Annotated in this window: 13 protein-coding genes; 6 read left to right on the forward strand and 7 right to left on the reverse strand. The window is 65.1% G+C overall.

Annotated elements, in window-relative coordinates; genetic code table 11:
- Positions 1–20 precede the first annotated feature (20 nt).
- The 5 genes from BTJ49_RS02220 to BTJ49_RS02240 all read left to right on the forward strand — a co-directional run bounded on the left by BTJ49_RS02220 (position 21) and on the right by BTJ49_RS02240 (position 8842).
- Complete coding sequence (locus tag BTJ49_RS02220; protein ID WP_113063710.1) at positions 21–2531, forward strand: TonB-dependent receptor; 2511 nt, start codon at positions 21–23, stop codon at positions 2529–2531.
- A gap of 132 nt (positions 2532–2663) precedes the next feature.
- On the forward strand, positions 2664–4949 hold the full coding sequence (locus tag BTJ49_RS02225; RefSeq protein WP_113063711.1) for a glycoside hydrolase family 65 protein: 2286 nt from the start codon (positions 2664–2666) through the stop codon (positions 4947–4949).
- A 79-nt stretch (positions 4950–5028) separates the two neighbouring features.
- Positions 5029–6285 carry an MFS transporter gene (locus BTJ49_RS02230; RefSeq protein ID WP_113063712.1) on the forward strand — a complete coding sequence of 419 codons (1257 nt, stop codon included), beginning with the start codon at positions 5029–5031 and terminating at the stop codon, positions 6283–6285.
- 16 nt (positions 6286–6301) lie between these two features.
- Entirely contained in the window at positions 6302–7363 is a 1062-nt protein-coding gene (locus BTJ49_RS02235) for an alpha/beta hydrolase (protein ID WP_113063713.1), read from the forward strand.
- 87 nt (positions 7364–7450) lie between these two features.
- Positions 7451–8842 (forward strand): sigma-54 dependent transcriptional regulator, encoded by a 1392-nt coding sequence (locus BTJ49_RS02240; protein ID WP_113063714.1) that lies wholly within the window; start codon positions 7451–7453, stop codon positions 8840–8842.
- A 15-nt stretch (positions 8843–8857) separates the two neighbouring features.
- Here BTJ49_RS02240 and BTJ49_RS02245 read toward each other — a convergent pair whose 3' ends face one another.
- The 3 genes from BTJ49_RS02245 to BTJ49_RS02255 form a co-directional block, all read right to left on the reverse strand.
- A complete protein-coding gene (locus BTJ49_RS02245; RefSeq protein ID WP_113063715.1) occupies positions 8858–9268 on the reverse strand; it encodes a VOC family protein in 411 nt (136 codons plus the stop codon).
- Between the two features lie 187 nt (positions 9269–9455).
- Positions 9456–9980 carry a single-stranded DNA-binding protein gene (gene ssb / locus BTJ49_RS02250; RefSeq protein ID WP_113063716.1) on the reverse strand — a complete coding sequence of 175 codons (525 nt, stop codon included), beginning with the start codon at positions 9978–9980 and terminating at the stop codon, positions 9456–9458.
- A gap of 261 nt (positions 9981–10241) precedes the next feature.
- Positions 10242–11444, reverse strand: coding sequence for an MFS transporter (locus BTJ49_RS02255; RefSeq protein ID WP_113063717.1), 1203 nt, complete (start codon positions 11442–11444; stop codon positions 10242–10244).
- Between the two features lie 125 nt (positions 11445–11569).
- Between BTJ49_RS02255 and BTJ49_RS02260 the strand changes: the two genes are divergently transcribed.
- On the forward strand, positions 11570–12571 hold the full coding sequence (locus BTJ49_RS02260; RefSeq protein ID WP_113063718.1) for a polyprenyl synthetase family protein: 1002 nt from the start codon (positions 11570–11572) through the stop codon (positions 12569–12571).
- On the opposite strand, the gene BTJ49_RS02265 is transcribed toward BTJ49_RS02260, so the two are convergent.
- The 4 genes from BTJ49_RS02265 to ubiH form a co-directional block, all read right to left on the reverse strand.
- Positions 12547–13845, reverse strand: a complete 1299-nt coding sequence (locus tag BTJ49_RS02265; RefSeq protein ID WP_240601692.1) for an IS4 family transposase — start codon at positions 13843–13845, stop codon at positions 12547–12549. The two genes, BTJ49_RS02260 and BTJ49_RS02265, sit on opposite strands and share 25 nt — an antisense overlap.
- Before the next feature lie 389 nt (positions 13846–14234).
- Entirely contained in the window at positions 14235–15836 is a 1602-nt protein-coding gene (locus tag BTJ49_RS02270; protein WP_113063719.1) for a tetratricopeptide repeat-containing sulfotransferase family protein, read from the reverse strand.
- 63 nt (positions 15837–15899) lie between these two features.
- Positions 15900–17117 (reverse strand): FAD-dependent oxidoreductase, encoded by a 1218-nt coding sequence (locus tag BTJ49_RS02275; RefSeq protein ID WP_113063720.1) that lies wholly within the window; start codon positions 17115–17117, stop codon positions 15900–15902.
- Positions 17114–18322, reverse strand: coding sequence for a 2-octaprenyl-6-methoxyphenyl hydroxylase (ubiH, locus tag BTJ49_RS02280; RefSeq protein ID WP_113063721.1), 1209 nt, complete (start codon positions 18320–18322; stop codon positions 17114–17116). The genes BTJ49_RS02275 and ubiH overlap by 4 nt, the downstream gene beginning before the upstream one ends.
- Between the last annotated feature and the right edge of the window lie 36 nt (positions 18323–18358).

An 18358-nucleotide genomic window follows, 5' to 3' on the forward strand; every position in this document is an offset into this window, starting at 1 on the left:
ACGATTGGGGAGGTAGCACCATGCAACGCCAAACTCGCTTGACCCGACTGGCTCTCTCGGCCGCCATCGTCGCGGCGCTGGTCTCCGCGCCCGCCTTCGCGGCGGACAGCGGCCAGAGCACCGCAGGCACCGCGCAGAACACGCAGCAGAAGGCGAACGCCAAGACCACGCAGGACCTCGAACAGGTCGTGGTCACCGGCGCACCGACCTATGCCGGCGTGAAGAAGATCGACGCCAGCTTCTCGATCACCACCGCCAACGACACCGAGATCAAGAAGGCGAACCCGTCCAGTTCCGCCGACTTGCTGAAGATCGTCCCGGGCATCTGGGCCGAGTCCAGCGGCGGCCAGACCGGCGCCAACATCGAGCTGGCCGGCTTCCCGGGCGGCGGCGACGCGCCGTTCGTGACCTTCGCCCTGAACGGCTCGGCGGTGTATCCGACGCCGACGCTGTCGTTCATGGCCAACGGCTCGCTGTTCCGCATCGACGACACCATCCAGCGCGTCGAAGTACTGCAGGGCGGCCCGTCCACCGTCTACGGCAACGGCCAGATCGGCGCCACCGCCAACTTCATCCTGCGTCAGGGCACGGCCAAGCCGAGCGGCGACATCGGCGTGACCTACGGCTCGGAAGGCCTGTACCGCGTCGACGGTTTCTACGGCGGCAAGCTTTCGGACAACTGGTTCTTCAGCGTCGGCGGCTTCTACCGCACCTCCGACGGCGTGCGTTCGCCGCAGTTCCCGGCCGACGAGGGCGGCCAGCTGACCGCCACGCTGTCGCGCGATTTCGACAACGGCGACATCATGTTCTACGCGCGTTCGCTGAACGACAAGAACCTGTTCATCACCGACGTGCCGGTGCGCGTCAGCGCCGACGGCAAGAGCGTGTCGCAGTTCCAGAACTTCGATCCGCTGACCGGCACCTTCGCCAGCAACGAGCTGCGCTCGGCCAACTTCCAGGTGTCGCCCGGCAACCCGCCCGGCTCCATCAATGCCGATCTGGCCAAGGGCCGCGGCAGCGACATCCACATGTTCGGCTCCAACCTGAATATGTACTTCGACAACGGCTGGACGCTGAGCAACAAGTTCCACGTCACCGCCGGCCACATGCCGACCAACGCGCTGTTCAACAACTTCTCGCCGGAATCCTTCAGCCAGTATCTGAATGGCGAGATCGCCAACGCCAACGGCAACCCGGACATCGTCACCGCCGCCGGCGGCATGGCGACAGGCGGCAGCGGCACCTACGTCAACGGTGGCGGCATGGTCGATCCGAACCAGGCCGTGGCCTCGCTGGGATTCTGGGTGGTCGACAAGAAGATCCGCTCGTTCTCCGACGAGTTCCGCCTCAGCACGCAGCTGTCGGACAACAACACCCTGACCATGGGCACCTATCTGGCCAGCTACTCGTCCGATGACCACTGGTACCTGGGCAACAACATGCTGGTCACGGCCGAGAACAACGCGCGCCTGATCGACGCTTCGCTGAACAACGGCGTGCAGCTGTCGCGCAACGGCGTCATCAGTGGACCGTTCTATGCGCTGACCGAGAACTGGAGCGGCCGCAACGTCGCCGGCTACATCTCCGACCAGTGGACGCTCGGCAAGTGGACCCTGGACGCCGGCTGGCGCGTCGAGCACCAGAAGGCCGACGGCACCGTGTCCAACGACACCAGCATGGACCTGGACGGCAACCCGCTGACGGCCTACAACAACAATACCGCCGTGGAGAACGGCTCGTTCACGCCGATCAGCTACTCGCACACGCACGGCTCCTGGACCGTCGGTGCGAACTACGAGATCACGCCGCACATGAGCGTCTACGGTCGCGTCAACGAAGGCGTGCATTTCCCCGGCTTCGACGACTTGCGCAGCGGCCAGGCCAACGTGCAGCGGATCAAGAACTTCGAAGCCGGCTTCAAGTTCCAGAACCGCCAGTTCTACACCAGCCTGACCGCGTTCCGCCGCATCTTCTCGGGCGTGCCGTACCAGCAGTTCACCGCCGACGGCAACAACGTCACCAGCATCTACGGCGCCAGCTCGCACGGCCTGAACTTCACCGCGCGCTACAGCCCGACGCGCAACCTGTCGTTCGACCTGACCGGCAACTGGCAGGACAGCGTGTACGCGCACTACTACTCGGCCGCGGTCGGCACCTCGCCGGGCTTCGACTACAACGGCAACGTGCTGCAGCGCCAGCCGCGCCTGCAGTTCCGCTTCACGCCGGACTACGACATGCCGACCAGTTGGGGCGATCTGAACATGTTCGTGACCTACACGCATGTCGGCTTCCGCTACTCCGACATCGGCAACTCGCAGCCGCTGCCGTCGTACTACACGCTGGGCGCCGGCGTGGTCGCCAACGTCGGCCAGCATCTGCAGTTCCGTTTGCAGGGCAGCAACCTGACCAACCAGATCGGCCTGACCGAGGGCAACGCTCGCGTGACCGATTCGGGCGTCAGCAACGGCCTGGAAATGGTGCGACCGATCTTCGGCCGCGAAGTGTTCCTGCAGGCCAAGTACAAGCTCTGATCGCGGGTCTCCCCCGCTTTTTCCCCGGACGCGTCCCCGAACGCGTCCGGGGCTTCCTCTTCCTGCGGCCCCGCCGCCCGATTCTCCGCGTGACGCCAGGGACGACGTAGCGCAACCTGCCGGAGTCCACCCATGCGACCACCGTCCTCCGCACGCTTGCTGTCGAGCCTGCTTGCCCTGGCCTGCATGAGCGCGCCAGTCGTGGCCGCGACACCGGACAGCTTTCTCCTGACCGCGACCCAGCGCGATTTCGGCCACTACTTCCCGACCTACCTGGCCAACGGCTACTTCTCCACCATGAGCACGCCGCGCGGCACCGGCCCGGCGCGCGCCTACATGGTCGCGTTCATGGACTACACCAAGGACGACATCTCGCGCCCGGCGGCCATCCCCGGCTGGAGCGAAGTCGACTACAACCCCGGCGGCGGCTGGCTCAACGCCGTGCGCCTGGACGCCAGGCACTTCGCCGACTACGCACAGACGCTGAACATGCGCGACGGCACCCTGAGCACGCGCTACCGCTTCGACTACGCGCACCGCGCCACAGACGTGCGCGTAACCACCTTTGTCAGTCAGGCCGACAAGCATCTCGCGGCGACGCGCTTCACCCTCACCCCGCACTTCAACGGCACCGTGAAACTGCGCTTCCCGCTACGGCTGTGGTCGCGGCATGCGCCGCGCTTCGCCATCGGCAAACTGGACTACGCGCAACTGACCGACGCCGTGATCGCCAGCGGCCAGAATCTCGGCAACAAGCCGGTACCGACCGCCGATCGCGCGCCGATCTGGTATCCGGGCTACACGCGCATGCTCGATACGCGCGGCAATGCGAAGGCGCGCACCCTGAGCGTCGACGGCCGGGCCGTACGCGGCCTGCGCATGGCGATGGCGGCGGCGCTGGCCCTGCCCGACGGACTGACGGTGCATTCGCTCAAGCTGCACAAGGGGCCGCACCGGCTTTCGCTGGACCTGACCGCCGAGGTCGAGGCCGGTCGTACCTACACTTTCGTCAAGTATGTCGCCGCCTCGCGCCAGGGCTGGGGCGGCGATGCGCAGGCCGACCGGGCGCTGGCGCTGACGGCGCGCCAACGCGGCTTCGGCGCGCTGCTGGCCGAACATCGCGCCGCCTGGCATCGCCTGTGGCGCAGCGACATCGTCATCGACGGCGATCCGCGCGCGCAGAAGGCCGTGCATTCGGACCTCTACTACCTGCTGTCCAACACCACCACCGGCACCGCCTGGCCGATGGGCGCCTGTGCGCTGACACCGAACTACGCCGGCCACGCTTTCTGGGACAGCGATTCCTGGGTGTTCCCGGCGTTGCTGCTGCTGCATCCCGAGCGCGCCAAACCCATCGTCATGTTCCGCCACCGCACGCTGCCCCAGGCGCTCGACCGCGCCAAACAATTCGGCGTGAAGGGCGCGATGTATCCGTGGGAAGCCGATCCGCAGACCGGCATCGACAACACACCGCACTTCGCCCACGAGGCCTGGCGCGAAATCCACGTCAACGCCGACGTCGCCATCGCGCAGTGGCAGTACTACCTCGCCACCGACGACCGCGCCTGGCTGCGCCGCACCGGCTGGCCGGTGATCCGCGACGTGGCCCGCTTCTGGGCCAGCCGCGTCACCTGGGACAAGGCCGCCAAGCGCTACGAAATCCTGCACGTCACCTCGCCCGATGAGGCCTACGACGACGTGCCCAACGACAGCTTCACCAATGCCGCCGGACGCAAAGCGCTGCGCATCGCCACGCGCGCCGCGAACATCGTCGGCGCGAAAGCCGATCCGCGCTGGGCGACCATCGCCGATGCCCTGTACGTCCCGTTCGATGCGAAGGCGAAGCGTCATTACGACTTCGACCCGTCCGCGCCGCACGACAAGATCACCTGGATGGGCTCGTCGCTGGCCTGGCTGATGTATCCGAACCTGGACCTGCCGATGACGCCGACGGTGCGCCGCAACGACCTGGCCTGGCAGCTCGAACAGCTGAAAACCCACGGCGACGATCCCAACGAGATGATGATGGTGATGCTGGCCGTGGCCGAAGCCGAACTCGGCGACGCCCAGCGCACCGGCTACTGGATCGACCACAACCTGCACGGCTTCCTGAAACCGCCGTTCAACGTGCGCACCGAGACCCGCGCCAACAACGCCGGCTACATCCTGGCAACCTCGGCCGGCTTCGTGCAGAGCCTGGTGTACGGCCTCAGCGGCCTGCGCCTGGAGCACGGCGGGCTGACCGCGGCGTATCCGCCGGTGCTGCCGCCGTCATGGAAAGCCATGACACTGCGCAACGTGGACTACCGCGGCAGGCGCTACGACATCGTCGTCGACCGCGACGCCTCGGGACACGTCCGCCTGCGCGGCCTGCCGCCGGGCATCGTCCACGCAGCCGCGAAGGCACAACATCCGTGATGTGCGCCGCGCACCGTCCCCCGACATACTGCGCCGGTACGCCGGTGTCCCGCCCTTCCCTTTCCGACCGGTAGCGCCGATGCCCACCACGACCTCGACTTCGTCCCGATACCTCATCTTCCTGTCCATCGGACTGAGCTACATGGTCTACGCCGTGCTGCTCAACAGCGTCGGCACGGTGATCGCGCAGTCCATCGCCAGCTTCGCCATCAGCAAGGAAACCGGCAGCGTGCTGGAGGCGTTCAAGGACCTGTCCATCGCCACCGTGTCCTTCGTCACCGCCTCGTACCTGCCCAAGCTGGGCTACCGGCGCGCGATGATTCTCGGCCATGTGCTGGTCGCTGGCGCCTGCGTGGCGATGGCGATGCATCCGGTGTTCGGCATGACCGAGATCACCTTCGCGATCATCGGCAGCACCTTCGCCCTGATCAAGGTCGCGGTGTATTCGTCCATCGGACTGCTGACGCCCGACCGCCAGCGCCACGCCAGCATGATGAACATCCTCGAAGGCCTGTTCATGGCCGGCATGCTCAGCGGCTACTGGCTGTTCGGCGCCTTCATCGACGACGCCGATCCCGGCAACCTGGTGTGGGTGAACGTGTACTGGGTACTGGCCGCGATCAGCCTCGCGGTGGCGGTGCTGCTGGCGTTCTCGCGCATGGACGAATCGGCCGCACACGGCGACGAGGCCGGTCGCCCCGCGGCGTTCATGGACATGCTGCGGCTGCTGGTCAAGCGCATGATCTACACCTTCATCGCGCTGATCTTCCTGTACGAGCTGATCGAACAGGGCGTGGGCACGTGGCTGCCGACCTTCAACCGCGAAATCCTGCAGCTGCCGGCGGCGATGAGCGTGCAGGCGGCCAGCATCTACGCCGGCTCGCTGGCTATCGGCCGCCTCAGCGCCGGCCTGCTGCTGCGACGCATCCACTGGTTCACGCTGATCACGATCTGCCTGGTCGGCATGGCCGCGCTGGTGCTGCTGACCCTGCCGCTGGCCGCACACGTGCCGCACAACCCGGACGTGACCTGGTTCAACGCGCCGCTGGTTACCTACGCCTTTCCGCTGATCGGCCTGCTGATGGCGCCGATCTACCCGGTGGTCAATTCAGTGATGCTCAGCGCCCTGCCCAAGGATCGCCACGCGGCCATGACTGGCCTGATCGTGGTGTTCTCAGCACTGGGCGGCACGCTGGGTTCGTTCATCACCGGCACCGTGTTCCGGCTGTTCAGCGGCCAGGACGCGTTCTATCTGACGCTGGTGCCGATGGTGCTGATCCTGGGCTGCCTGGTCGTGTTCCGCCGCGAGACGCGGCTGGTGCCGGCCCAGGCCTGACAGAGAGACCCTCGCCATGCGCATCCCCGTGTTTCTAGCACTCGCCGCGTGGGCGTTCGTAGCCAGCGCCGCGGGCGTCGCCCCATCGACCTCGACCGCGCGTCGGGCGGACGCCGTGCAGCTTTCGGCCAGCACGGTGCCGTATTCCAGTTTCGCCTCGGCGGCCTCGCGCAAGGTGTTCCGACGCATGCTCGAACAGGGACGGCACGCGCCGCCGCTGGACGGACCGATCCAGGCCAGTCGCGCCTACTACGCGAAGATCAACCGCGTCCGCGTGCAGGTCATGCGCAAGCGCTGGGCCGTGCACATCGAGCGCAGCACGCTGGGAGGCGTGCCGGTGCAGATCGTTACGCCGGCCGCGGGCATCGCCAGGGCGCAGCGCGATCGCGTCCTGGTCAACCTGCACGGCGGCGCGTTTCTGTGGGGCGCGCGATACGGTGGACTGGTCGAGTCGATTCCGCTGGCGGGACTGGGAGGCTACAAGGTCATCAGCGTGGACTACCGGCAGGGGCCGGAACATGTCTTTCCCGCCGCCAGCGAGGATGTCGAGGCGGTCTACCGTGTGCTGCTCAAGCGCTACAAGGCCGCCGACATCGGCCTCTACGGCTGCTCGGCCGGCGGCATCCTCACCGCCGAGGCCACCGCGCGCATCCTCGTGCACAAGTTGCCCGCGCCCGGCGCCATCGGCACCTACTGCAGTTCGCTGACCGACCTCGGCGGCGACTCCGCCTACCTGGCACCGATGCTCACCGGTGGCGGCCCGGTGACCCATCCGCTGAAGCTGCTCGACCTGCCGTACTTCCGCGGCGTGCAGGCCGACGATCCGCTGGCGTTCCCGGCCAACGATCCGAAGCTGGTCGCCCGCTTCCCGCCCACGTTGCTGATCACCGGCACCCGCGACTTCACCATGAGCTCGATGGTCTACAGCGCCAACCTGCTCGAACGCGAAGGCGTGGACGCCGAACTGCACGTCTGGAATGGCATGTGGCACGCCTTCTTCTCCGACCCGGGCATGCCCGAATCGCAGCAGGCCTACGCGGTCATGGTTCGCTTCTTCGACCGCCATCTGGGCCATTGACCGCGGCCGAAACCGGCAACGAAACGTCTTTGCCGCTACTGAATACTGCGGGTATGCTTCTACCCGCCCCTTTCCCACGCAGATGCCATGAGCAAACAGAGCGTCCTGGTCGTCGACGACGAACGCGACATCCGTGAACTGCTGACCATCACCCTCGGACGTATGGACCTCGAGGTCGACGCAGCCAGCAATGTCGCCGAGGCGCGGCAGCTGCTGGGTGAGAACACCTACGATCTGTGCTTCACCGACATGCGCCTGCCGGACGGCTCCGGCCAGGACCTGATCGAGCTGATCGCGGAACAGCATCCGGACATGCCGGTGGCGATGATCACCGCCTACGGCAACGTCGACGCCGCGGTAAATGCGCTCAAGGCCGGCGCCTTCGACTTCGTCTCCAAGCCGGTCGACATCAAGGTCCTGCGCAACCTCGTGCAGACCGCGCTGCGTCTGTCCGAGGAACGCCGCAACAGCGAAGAATCAGAGGAGGCGCCGATCGGCAGCCGGCTGATCGGCTCGTCGTCCGCCATGCAGCAGGTGCGCACCACCATCGGCAAACTGGCGCGCAGCCAGGCGCCGGTCTACATCAGCGGCGAGTCCGGCACCGGCAAGGAGCTGGCCGCGCGGCTGATCCACGAGCAGGGTCCGCGCGCCGGCGCGCCGTTCGTGCCGGTCAACTGCGGCGCGATTCCGTCCGAACTGATGGAAAGCGAGTTCTTCGGCCACATGAAGGGCAGCTTCACCGGCGCGCACGCCGACAAGGAAGGCCTGTTCCAGGCCGCGCACGGCGGCACCCTGTTCCTCGACGAGGTCGCCGAACTGCCGCTGCACATGCAGGTCAAGCTGCTTCGCGTCATTCAGGAAAAGGCCGTGCGCCCGATCGGCGGCCGCGGCGAAGTCACGGTCGACGTGCGCATCCTGTCGGCCACGCACAAGAACCTCGCCGAGTTGGTCGAACAGGGCCACTTCCGCCAGGATCTGTTCTACCGCATCAACGTGATCGAGCTGCAAATCCCGCCGCTGCGCGATCGCGGCGACGACGTGCGCGAACTGGCCGACGTGATTCTGGAGCGGCTGTCTCGCGAGAACGGCGAATCGCCCGTATCGCTCAGCGAAGACGCCTTCGCCGCGCTGCACACCTACACCTTCCCCGGCAACGTGCGCGAACTGGAGAACATTCTCGAACGCGCCCTGGCGATGTGCGAAGGCGACACCGTGCAACCGGACGACCTCATGCTGCCCGACCACGCGCCGCGTTCCCTGGGCGCCCCCGGCACATCGGCCACAGCGGCAAGCACCGAAGCCGCACCGCTGCCGCACAACAGCGACCAGCCACTGGACGACTACATCTCCAATCTGGAGCGCGAGGCGATCATGAAGGCGCTGGAAGAGACGCGCTACAACAAGACCGCCGCCGCGCGAAAGCTGGGCATCACCTTCCGCGCGTTGCGCTACAAGCTGAAGAAGCTCGACATCGACTGAGCGTATCAGCCCCGCCTAGGCCGTCACGCCACCGACCCGCTCGCGGGCCGCGTCCGTGACCGGCGCGAACAGGTTGACCAGGTTTCCATCCGGATCGCGCAGCAGCAGCGAGCGGTTACCCCAGGGCATCGTCTTCGGCCTCTGCACGACCTCGGCCAGGTTGTCGCGTAACTGCTCGTGGACCGCATCGACGTCTTCGACGCGAAACTCGAGGATCGCCGAACGGTTATCGGCCGGACCTGCCGCATCCCCGGCGTCGAACAACGCCAGTGTCCGCGTGCTACCGATGGCCAGCGTGCAGGACGGCATCTTCAGCTCCGCGAAGTCCTCGGTGTACCACGTGGGCGAGCTGCCGGTGACGTGGGCATAGAAATTCACCAGACGCTTGATGTCGTCGGTGATCAGGCGGATCGATACAAAATCCATGACGGCCTCCTTCGTAGGTGCCTCGCGACATAGCGCGGCACGAGAAGGAGAAGCTAGTCGCCTCCCACTGACAGCGTGGTGTCAGCAGGATGTCCGCCAAGCACACGTCGAACAGCGCGCAGGCACGAAAAAGCCCGCGGTGAAGCGGGCTTTTCGGTCGAAACAGGTACGAAAGACGCGTGCGGGATCAGAACGGTACGTCGTCGTCGACGAAATCGCCGCCACCGCCCTGCGGCGGCGCACTACCGCCACCACCACCACCGCCGCCATACTGCTGCGGCGCCGGACGACCGCCACCCGACTGCTGCGGAGGACGATTGCGGTAACCACCGCCACCGCCGCCGCCACCACCGCTGCCGCCACCCATGTCGCTGCCGCCGCCGAGCATCTGCATCTCGTTGGCGATGATCTCGGTCGAATAACGCTCGATGCCGTCCTTGCCGGTGTACTTGTCGGTGCGCAGCGAGCCTTCGATGTAGACCTGGCGGCCCTTGCGCAGGTACTCGCCGGCGATCTCGGCAAGGCGGCCGAACATCTTCACGCGATGCCACTCGGTGCGTTCCTGCTTCTGGCCGGACTGCTTGTCGGTCCACTGCTCACTGGTGGCCACGCTCAGCGAGGTAATCGGCGTGCCGCTGGCGGTATAGCGCGTCTCCGGGTCCGCACCGAGATTGCCGACCACGATGACCTTGTTGACTCCTCTGCTCGCCATATTCTTTCGCCTTTTATCTGGATATTTCGTGTCGTTGGGCAGGCCCCTCGACCGGATCGTGCGTTCCGGCACCCGACAGCCCGCCTGGGCCGGACCATAGTAGCGGGCCACGGCCGGACTTGGATACCAGATGGTACTGCATGCGCGCCACCCGGAGCCGCGGCGCCCCCCCCCCCGACGCGGCGTAGGGGCTTCCCGCATGCCCGGGAAAGGGATGTCCCGCCATCGGCGGGCAGGCCGACAGGGAGCGGGATGGAGCCGTCAGGCCGGCTGGGGCCCGACGGTGACGTCGAAGTCGACCTTGCGCATACCCCACAGCACCAGCGCCGCCCAGGGCAGCGCCAGCACCGCCGCGATCAGGAACACGCTGGCGTAGCTCCACTGACCCATGCCGATACCACCAAGCAGACCGCCGACAAAGGCCCCCAGGAACTGGCATGTCGCATACGCGCCGAGGGCCGCGCCGCGCATGTGCTGCGGGGCCAGACGCGAGACCAGACTGGGCAGCGTCGCCTCCAGCAGGTTGAAGCAGCTGAAGAACACGCCTGCACCGATCCACAGCCACGCATGACTCTCGCCCGCTGCGGCAAAACCACACAATGCCAGCGCCAGGCCCAGCGCACACACCAGTACCAGCTTCAGACTGCCGGACACCGTACGCACGCGGCGCAGCACGCCGCCCATGACCACGATCGAGAACAGCATCACCGGCAGATACAGCTCCCACTGGTGCTGCAACGGCAGGCCGGTCTCGTGCAGCATCACCAGCGGCAACACCACGAAGCTGGCCGTGAGCATGGTGTGCATCACGAACACCGAGGCATTGAGTACCAGCAGCCGCGGCTTGACCAGCATGTGCAGCACGTCGCCGAAGCCGGCCGCGGCCGGTGCGCGATGCAGTTGCGGCCTGGGCACCAGGACCCACAACAGGATCAGCGCGCCCAGCGCCAGCGCGGCGGTCGTGCCGAACAGGCCTTCCAGCCCGCCCGCGGCCGCCAGCGGCGCGCTGAGAATAATCGCCAGAATGAACGCCATGCCGACGCTGATGCCGATGATCGCCATCACCTTGCTGCGGTTCTCCGGCTCGGAGAGATCCGCCGCCAGCGCCTGACTGGCGCCGGACACCGCGCCGATGCCCTGCATCGCGCGTCCGATGATGATGCCGACGATGCCGTGCGCGAACGCTGCAATCAGGCTACCGGCGACGAACACCAGCAGGCCCATGGTGATCGTCGCACGACGGCCCACACGGTCGGAAAGCATGCCCATCGGCACCTGCAGCAAGGCCTGGCCGAAACCGTAGATGCCCATGGCCAGACCGACCAGGAACGCCGTCGCGCCCGGAAGGTGTCGCGCGTAGGCGCTGAACACCGGCATGATGAGGAACAGGCCGAACATGCGCAGTCCGACCACACTGGCCAACGCCGAAGCGCTGCGGATTTCCTGCCTGCTGAGCTTGCTCACGGAATGACCATCCTCACGTCGAGTAAACGCCCATTATAGGCGCCGATCCGTATCCCTCGCCCCGACACGGCGTCGCACCTCTATAATTGGCCGCTCCACTTCCGTTTTCCGAGGCCGCAGCACCCATGTCCGTACCCGCCGACGCCCGCTCGCGCTCTGTCGATTTCACCTCCGTGCGCGACCTGGCCGCTCCCGACATGGCTGCCGTCGACGCACTGATCCGCGACCGTCTCAGCTCGGACGTGGTGCTGATCAACCAGGTCGCCGAGCACATCATCGGCGGCGGTGGCAAGCGCCTGCGCCCGATGCTGCATACGCTGGCCGCGCGCGCAGGTGGCTATGACGGCGAGGAGCACATCAAGCTGGCCGCGGTGATCGAGTTCATCCACACCTCGACCCTGCTGCACGACGACGTGGTCGACGAATCGGATCTGCGCCGTGGACGCAGCACCGCCAACGCGGTCTGGGGCAACGCCGCCAGCGTGCTGGTCGGCGACTTCCTGTATTCGCGCTCGTTCCAGCTGATGGTAGAACTGGACCGGCTGTCGATCCTGCGCATTCTCGCCGACACCACCAACACCATCGCCGCTGGCGAAGTCATGCAGTTGCTCAACATCGGCAACGCCGACGTCTCCGAGGACGACTACCTGCAAGTCATCGAGCGCAAGACCGCGGTGCTGTTCGCCGCCGCCACCGAACTCGGCGGCGTGCTGTCCGACCTCTCCGAGACACAGTGCGCAGCGCTGCGCCGCTACGGCATGGAACTGGGCTACGCCTTCCAGATCGCCGACGACCTGCTCGACTACGTGTCGGACGCCGACACCATCGGCAAGAACATCGGCGACGATCTGGCCGAAGGCAAGCCGACGCTGCCGCTGATCTACGCGCTGCAGAGCGCGCCGCCGGCGCAGGCCGATGCCCTGCGCGAGGCCATTCGGCACGGCGGCCTGGATTCGCTGGATCACATCATCGCCGCCATCCGCGAATCGGGCGCCCTGGAGCGTACTCGGGAACGGGCTCAGCAGCATGCCGCCGCCGCGCGCCAGGCGCTGGACACATTGCCCGAAAATGCTCATCGCGACGCCCTGCTGACGCTGGCCGACTACGCGGTCGAGCGCACGTTCTGAGTCATGCAAAAAACGAATATCTCAGCAATCGCAGCATTACTACCCAGGCGCTGAGGTTTCCCCACGAATTCATGTGGGGCCTGCACTTGTTCCAGCACATCCGCTGGCAAAGTTCGTAGTCGCTGCAACCACTGATATGTCCGTTGCATCGGCCATGATCGTGCTAGCGCTTCGCGCCCCATGCGCATGATCGAATACAGCCTGCGTCTAGATGAGCCGGGCGACAGCCAATGATCCATGCCCGTGGCGCGGCAGGCCAGTCCGGCCAGCCAGCTGGCGAAGTTGGCCATGGCGTGGACCAGCAGCAGGATCTCGATGCGCTTGCCGCTGCGCGTGAGACTGTCCTCGAAACCGTTGCCGTAGCGGTGTGATTTCAGGTCCCGGAACGATAGCTCGATCTGCATGCGACGCGCGTACAGCGTGACGAGCTGGCGGGCGCTGAGCCGGAGCGAGGGGGTCGCGACCAGCAACCACGGCTCGCGCTGCCGGGCCGCTGACTTGCGGCTTTGCGTACTGCGTACCGGAGCACCTTTGAGGGTGCGATGCTTACAGCCCCGCGCCTTCTTTCGGTGCAGCACGACGCGGCACGTCCATGGCGTGGCGCGGGCCGTATCCATGAGTCCCATGTCTCGGGTACCGTCACGATCGAGCAAGGCATACAGCGCCGGGGAAGGCACCCAATCGTCCTGGGCATGCACATCCACCGGCTTGACCCGCGTGCGATGGCGCAGACGGCCCAGCCAGTGCCAGCCGCGCTTTTCCACCTGGCGAAACCACGGCGTGCGATAGCCGGCATCGGTGACCAGGATGGGCGTGGCGGACGCGGGCACGATCCGCTCAAGCCGTTCGAGGAAACGCTGCTCGGCCTTCGGTGAACCGGCCTGCGAAGCGGGAAATACCATGTCCAGGATGGGCAGTGCGCGGCCACCCACCGGAATCGCCGCACGCAACAGACACCACGATTTGTCGGCTTTCAGGTCCGACCAGTCGACCACGATGACCGGCTGTGGGCTGCGCAGCAGCCAGTGCGCCATGTTGGCGTAGACATGCTCACGTTCGGCATGCAGATGGCGATTGCTCAACAGTCGGTCGAAGGCCTTCAAAGGTGCACGGATACGTTCGGCACCTGGCCAACTGCGTGCCACATCGATCAAGGTCAGGCGTCGCCCGGCGATGAGCGCCTCGACGGCCAGCAACAACACCCGTGCGCGAGCCTTGTGCATGAGGCTCAATGAATCGAACAGGCACTTCTGCAATACTGAACTGGCGCGCATGGGTGGGCGGCCTTCGTTGGTTTCGTCGCCTTGAAGACTGTGCCATGCGCGCACTTTTTCCAAACCAGATCGGCAGCAAACTGCTGATCTGGCTGATGGGTTCCTGGGGAAACCTCAGACCCAGGATATGTTTAGAAATTTTTCCACCCCACTGACACGGCGCTTTTTTTGACGCACAGTCACAACGCTTGCTATCAAATCAGCTTCGCGCATTCAAGATGACTGAACACGTTTCATAAACGAGGCCTAAGGTCCACCAGACTTGTTACTCGGAAAGATATTTCCGTCAGCCCTACCAGCCTCCCGACCATAAGCATATGCAAGCTCATCAACGCAGTGCGTTGACGCACAACTCGCAGCAAAGCAACCGACACTGAATTTCAAGATATTCAGAGAAGATCGCTTAAGGCCTCACGTAGCGGCTCCAGATGCTTAGCATATCGCTGCCACTGCCCGACACCACGCTGATGAATTGGCTCTCGCACTTGCACACTACTGGGCGTAGCTACTGGCGCCATATTGCGCTCCGGATAAAGGCATGCCTCCTCGATATCAAGCCCGCAGTATGCCAATACTTTTTGCATGACCGACTGAGGATCGCTGACCAGCGATGCGTAGGGCACATCAAGCATGCAGTTCGGCGACGAGGCATGCCAATGCGCGCAAAGACGGGAATAACCTCGATAAAAATGCGCCATGCTCTCAAGGTCATAACTGTAGGATGACGTATTTCCAAAGAGAGCTTTGAAATTCGAGAAACAAACATCCATCGGAGCACGCACCATATGAAGAATCGGCGCATGAGGCAGTGCACGTCGAATAAACGCCACCATCTGAATATTAGCTGGCAGTTTGTCGATATAGAAAGCACATCCATTGGCACGCCACTGCGTATGCTCTAGGTAACGCTCGCCAACCTCTCGAAAATTGATCTCGGCATTACGAGCAACGATCTTACGCAAGCTTTGCGTTTTTTGAGGGCGTTCATCCGCAACCCAGTGCAACTGCCGCCAAAATTCAATGAGTTCGCCAGCCGTCGTCACTTTTGAATGGCTCGACAACATACGATCCAGCAACGTCGTTCCGGTGCGCGGCATGCCAACGATGAAGATTGGCGTCGGCCCCTCGAAACGTTGCTTGACACTTTCAACTTCGCCGAAAAGATCTGAGCTCTCAACGAAAGCATTGATCAATGCATCCTCAGCTTGAATGTCATACGGGTTCAGCTCATGCATGAGTGCATTACATCGCTCTAGGGAAGACCAAGCTTCGTCTTCACACCCCAGATCATCCAAAGTCTTAAATCGCGCGTACTCGAACTCGGCACGGATAAACTTTTTCGTCGCCCCCCCATCATGAGACGGGATCGTTTTCAATTGCTTCTCAATATGCTCTAGAAAAGTGGTATCGGGCTTCTGCTTCCTAAGATTCACAAGCGCGACCATTGCATCACCGAAATCCGGCCACCGACGCAAAGCTTTCTCGAGTACGCCTTCCGCTTTCTCAACGTCGCCAGTAAACTGCAAAAGCATGGCATAGAGATGATAATCATCCGGAGAATCCGCGCCTGAAGCCAGCGCTCTCTCCGCATGCTCTTTGGCAACTTCAATCTCCCCAAGAGTAAAACGCTGATGCGCTTCGGCAACAAGAAGCTCGGATGGCGGATTGGGCGCCTGAGCCAAAAAATCAAGGCACATCCGCGCCGTCACAATTTCACCTCGGGCAATGAGATGCTGCACAAGATGCACCAGTAAGGGGGCATTTTTGGGCAGATGCTCGGCAGCCTGTAGCAACGGGCGGCTAGACGCCTGATACTCCCCGGACCGGAACATCAAATCGGATAACTCGAGGCACGCCGGAACGTCATCCGGAGCTGCGCGTATGAGTGCTTGCAATGTCGCTTGCGCGGCATCCAGTTGGTTAGAGCGGATCTGCTGACTAGCGCGGCTTCTCAGGAGATCTACGTCGGTATCGGCATTGAGTGTGTTCATCAGAGAAGAATACTTCGCAGCACAGCCTTTCCTCAAACCCGGACGGCTCAGTCTTGCCCCGCATCACACGCGCGAACCGAGCGCATGCCCGATCAACCATCGTTTCAGTATGGGCACATGATCGAACCCCATAACCCCACAACCTCGCGCGAACCGAAGCATGGGGTGACGCATCGCAAATAGTCTCTCGATCATGTCGAACGCATGCGCATCCATGCCGTCCGCGCTCCGGCGACGACGCGCGTAACGGCGCAGGACAGCATCCGCACCGAGATCACGGTCCGCCCGGCGCGCGTCGCGCAGCGTATCGCGCAACTCGGCCACATCGCGCAGCCCCAGGTTCACGCCCTGACCAGCCAACGGATGCACCGCGTGCGCGGCGTCACCGAGCAGCACCAGACGCTCGGCCTGATAGCACTCGGCCAGTTGCAGACGCAGCGGAAATCCAGCGCGCGCACTGGTTTCCGCGATCGGACCAAGGCGGAAATCGGTCGCCACGCCCACCGCATGGCAGAACGCGGCGTCATCGAGCGCGAGCACCTCGCGGACGCGGGCCTCGGGCAGCGTCCAGACCATGGAACAACGGCCGTCGGCCAGCGGCAGCAGGGCGATCGGCCCCTCCTGCAGAAACCGTTGCCAGGCCGTCGATGCATGCGCACGCTCCGTGCGCACATGTGCCACCACGCCGCGCTGCGCATAATCGCGGCCGCGGGTGCCGATGCCGGCCTGCTGCCGCAGGGGTGAACCCGCGCCGTCCGCGGCGACCAGCAGACTCGCATCCAGCGTCCGGTCGTCGTCGAGGCGGATTCGCACACCGTCCGCACGGGCTTCATGGTCGACGACGCGCGACGGACAATGACGACGCACGCCTGCCGCATCAAGTGCGCGCCAGAGCACATGCTGGACCAGTCGATTCTCGACGATCCAGCCCAGATCCCGGCGTTGCAGCTCGGCAGCGTCGAAATCCAGCGATGCGCCGTTCTCGGCATCCCAGACATGCATGTGGCGATAGCCACAGGCGCGCGCGGCGAGAATGTCCTCCCACGCGCCCAGTTCGTCCAGCAATTGCGCGGACGAAGGCGCCAGCGCCACGACGCGCAGGTCGACCTCATCCTCGGCACGCCAGGGCGTGGGTTCACGCGCCTCGACCAGCGCCACCTCGAATCCTTCGACGGCCAGTGCCAGCGCCGTGGCCGCACCGGCCATACCACCACCGGCCACGACCACATCCAGCGCATTCTCACGACGGCGACGCCGTGCCCGCGATTCCGGAAGACTCATGGCGCACGCTCCAGCACCGCACGCGGCGGCTGTCCTCGAAACCCCATGCCGTGACGCTGCAAGGCATCGCGCAACGGCGGCAAGAACGCGCTCGAGAGCAGACCCAGCGAACGCAGGGGCGCCAGCAAGGGCTGCTGCAGGCAGGCCAGACGCACCAGGCCATGGCTCATGGCCATCACGCCCTCGCGGTCCGGCGCGCGGCGCGCAGCGTAGGCGCGCAGCAGATCGACATCTCCCGGATCGGAGGCGTCAATCACGCATTCGGCCAGGGTCAGCGCATCGCGCAGTCCCAGATTGAAGCCCTGTGCGCCGATCGGATGCACGGTCTGCGCGGCATTGCCGACCAGCACCGCACGCGGACCGACGATGCGCCGCGCGGCGACGCGCCGGATCGGATGGGCGAATCGCGTACCCGGCTGACGCAATCGGCCCACGCGCCAGCCGAAACGCTGCTGCGCGAAATCCACATAGGCCTCGTCGTCCAGCGCCGCGACGCGCTCGGCCTCGTCTGCCGATACCGTCAGCACCAGACCAGCACGATCCTGCTTCAGCGGCAGCAGCGCCACCGGACCGTCATCACTGAAACGCTCGTAGGCGCGCCCCTGTAGCGGGCGCTGCGGCGTGACCGTGCAGACGAACAGTGTCTGTTCGTAATCATGCGTGTCCGTATCGATGCCCAATGCTTCCCGCACCATCGATCCGGTGCCGTCCGCGCCCACCAGCAGGCGGGCATGCAGCGTGCGCTCGCCTTCGGCATCCTCGATCCGGACCCGCCAGCCTTCGTCATCGGCCTGCAGCGAACGCACAGTGGCGGGTGTCAGACGGCGCAGGCCGCTGCACGCATCCAGCCGCTGCTGCAGCGCATGACCGAGTTCGCGCGCCGGCATGGTCCAGCCGAGCGCATCGACGCCGGCCGATGCGGCGTCCAGACGCGCACTGCCGAATTCACCGGCGCGGCTCACGTGGATCTGGCGGATCGGCGTGGCGCTGGCCTCGGCGTGCGTCCACACGCCCAGCTCACGCAGTCCGTTCCGCGTCGCGCGCGCCAGGGCGAGGTTGCGCTCGCTGTAGCGCGGCGGCGCCTCGCGGCGCGGCGCGGCGGACTCGACCAGGGTGGCCGCGAGACCGGCTGCGTCCAGTGCAATGGCCAGGCTGGCGCCCACCAGGCCGCCGCCGATGACCAGAATGTCGGTACGTTCAGTCATGCCGCGTAGGATACTCGCTGCGAGGTCAAGTCTGTC

Source organism: Oleiagrimonas sp. MCCC 1A03011, assembly GCF_003267965.1.
GTDB lineage: Bacteria > Pseudomonadota > Gammaproteobacteria > Xanthomonadales > Rhodanobacteraceae > Oleiagrimonas > Oleiagrimonas citrea.

What these genes read in the sequence shown, in the direction of transcription:
- BTJ49_RS02220 (WP_113063710.1), top strand. Translation starts at nt 21, where the DNA reads ATGCAACGCCAAACTCGCTTGACCCGACTGGCTCTCTCGGCCGCCATC.
- BTJ49_RS02225 (WP_113063711.1), top strand. Translation starts at nt 2,664, where the DNA reads ATGCGACCACCGTCCTCCGCACGCTTGCTGTCGAGCCTGCTTGCCCTG.
- BTJ49_RS02230 (WP_113063712.1), top strand. Translation starts at nt 5,029, where the DNA reads ATGCCCACCACGACCTCGACTTCGTCCCGATACCTCATCTTCCTGTCC.
- BTJ49_RS02235 (WP_113063713.1), top strand. Translation starts at nt 6,302, where the DNA reads ATGCGCATCCCCGTGTTTCTAGCACTCGCCGCGTGGGCGTTCGTAGCC.
- BTJ49_RS02240 (WP_113063714.1), top strand. Translation starts at nt 7,451, where the DNA reads ATGAGCAAACAGAGCGTCCTGGTCGTCGACGACGAACGCGACATCCGT.
- BTJ49_RS02245 (WP_113063715.1), bottom strand. Translation starts at nt 9,268, where the DNA reads ATGGATTTTGTATCGATCCGCCTGATCACCGACGACATCAAGCGTCTG.
- ssb (WP_113063716.1), bottom strand. Translation starts at nt 9,980, where the DNA reads ATGGCGAGCAGAGGAGTCAACAAGGTCATCGTGGTCGGCAATCTCGGT.
- BTJ49_RS02260 (WP_113063718.1), top strand. Translation starts at nt 11,570, where the DNA reads ATGTCCGTACCCGCCGACGCCCGCTCGCGCTCTGTCGATTTCACCTCC.
- BTJ49_RS02265 (WP_240601692.1), bottom strand. Translation starts at nt 13,845, where the DNA reads ATGCGCGCCAGTTCAGTATTGCAGAAGTGCCTGTTCGATTCATTGAGC.
- BTJ49_RS02270 (WP_113063719.1), bottom strand. Translation starts at nt 15,836, where the DNA reads ATGAACACACTCAATGCCGATACCGACGTAGATCTCCTGAGAAGCCGC.
- BTJ49_RS02275 (WP_113063720.1), bottom strand. Translation starts at nt 17,117, where the DNA reads ATGAGTCTTCCGGAATCGCGGGCACGGCGTCGCCGTCGTGAGAATGCG.
- ubiH (WP_113063721.1), bottom strand. Translation starts at nt 18,322, where the DNA reads ATGACTGAACGTACCGACATTCTGGTCATCGGCGGCGGCCTGGTGGGC.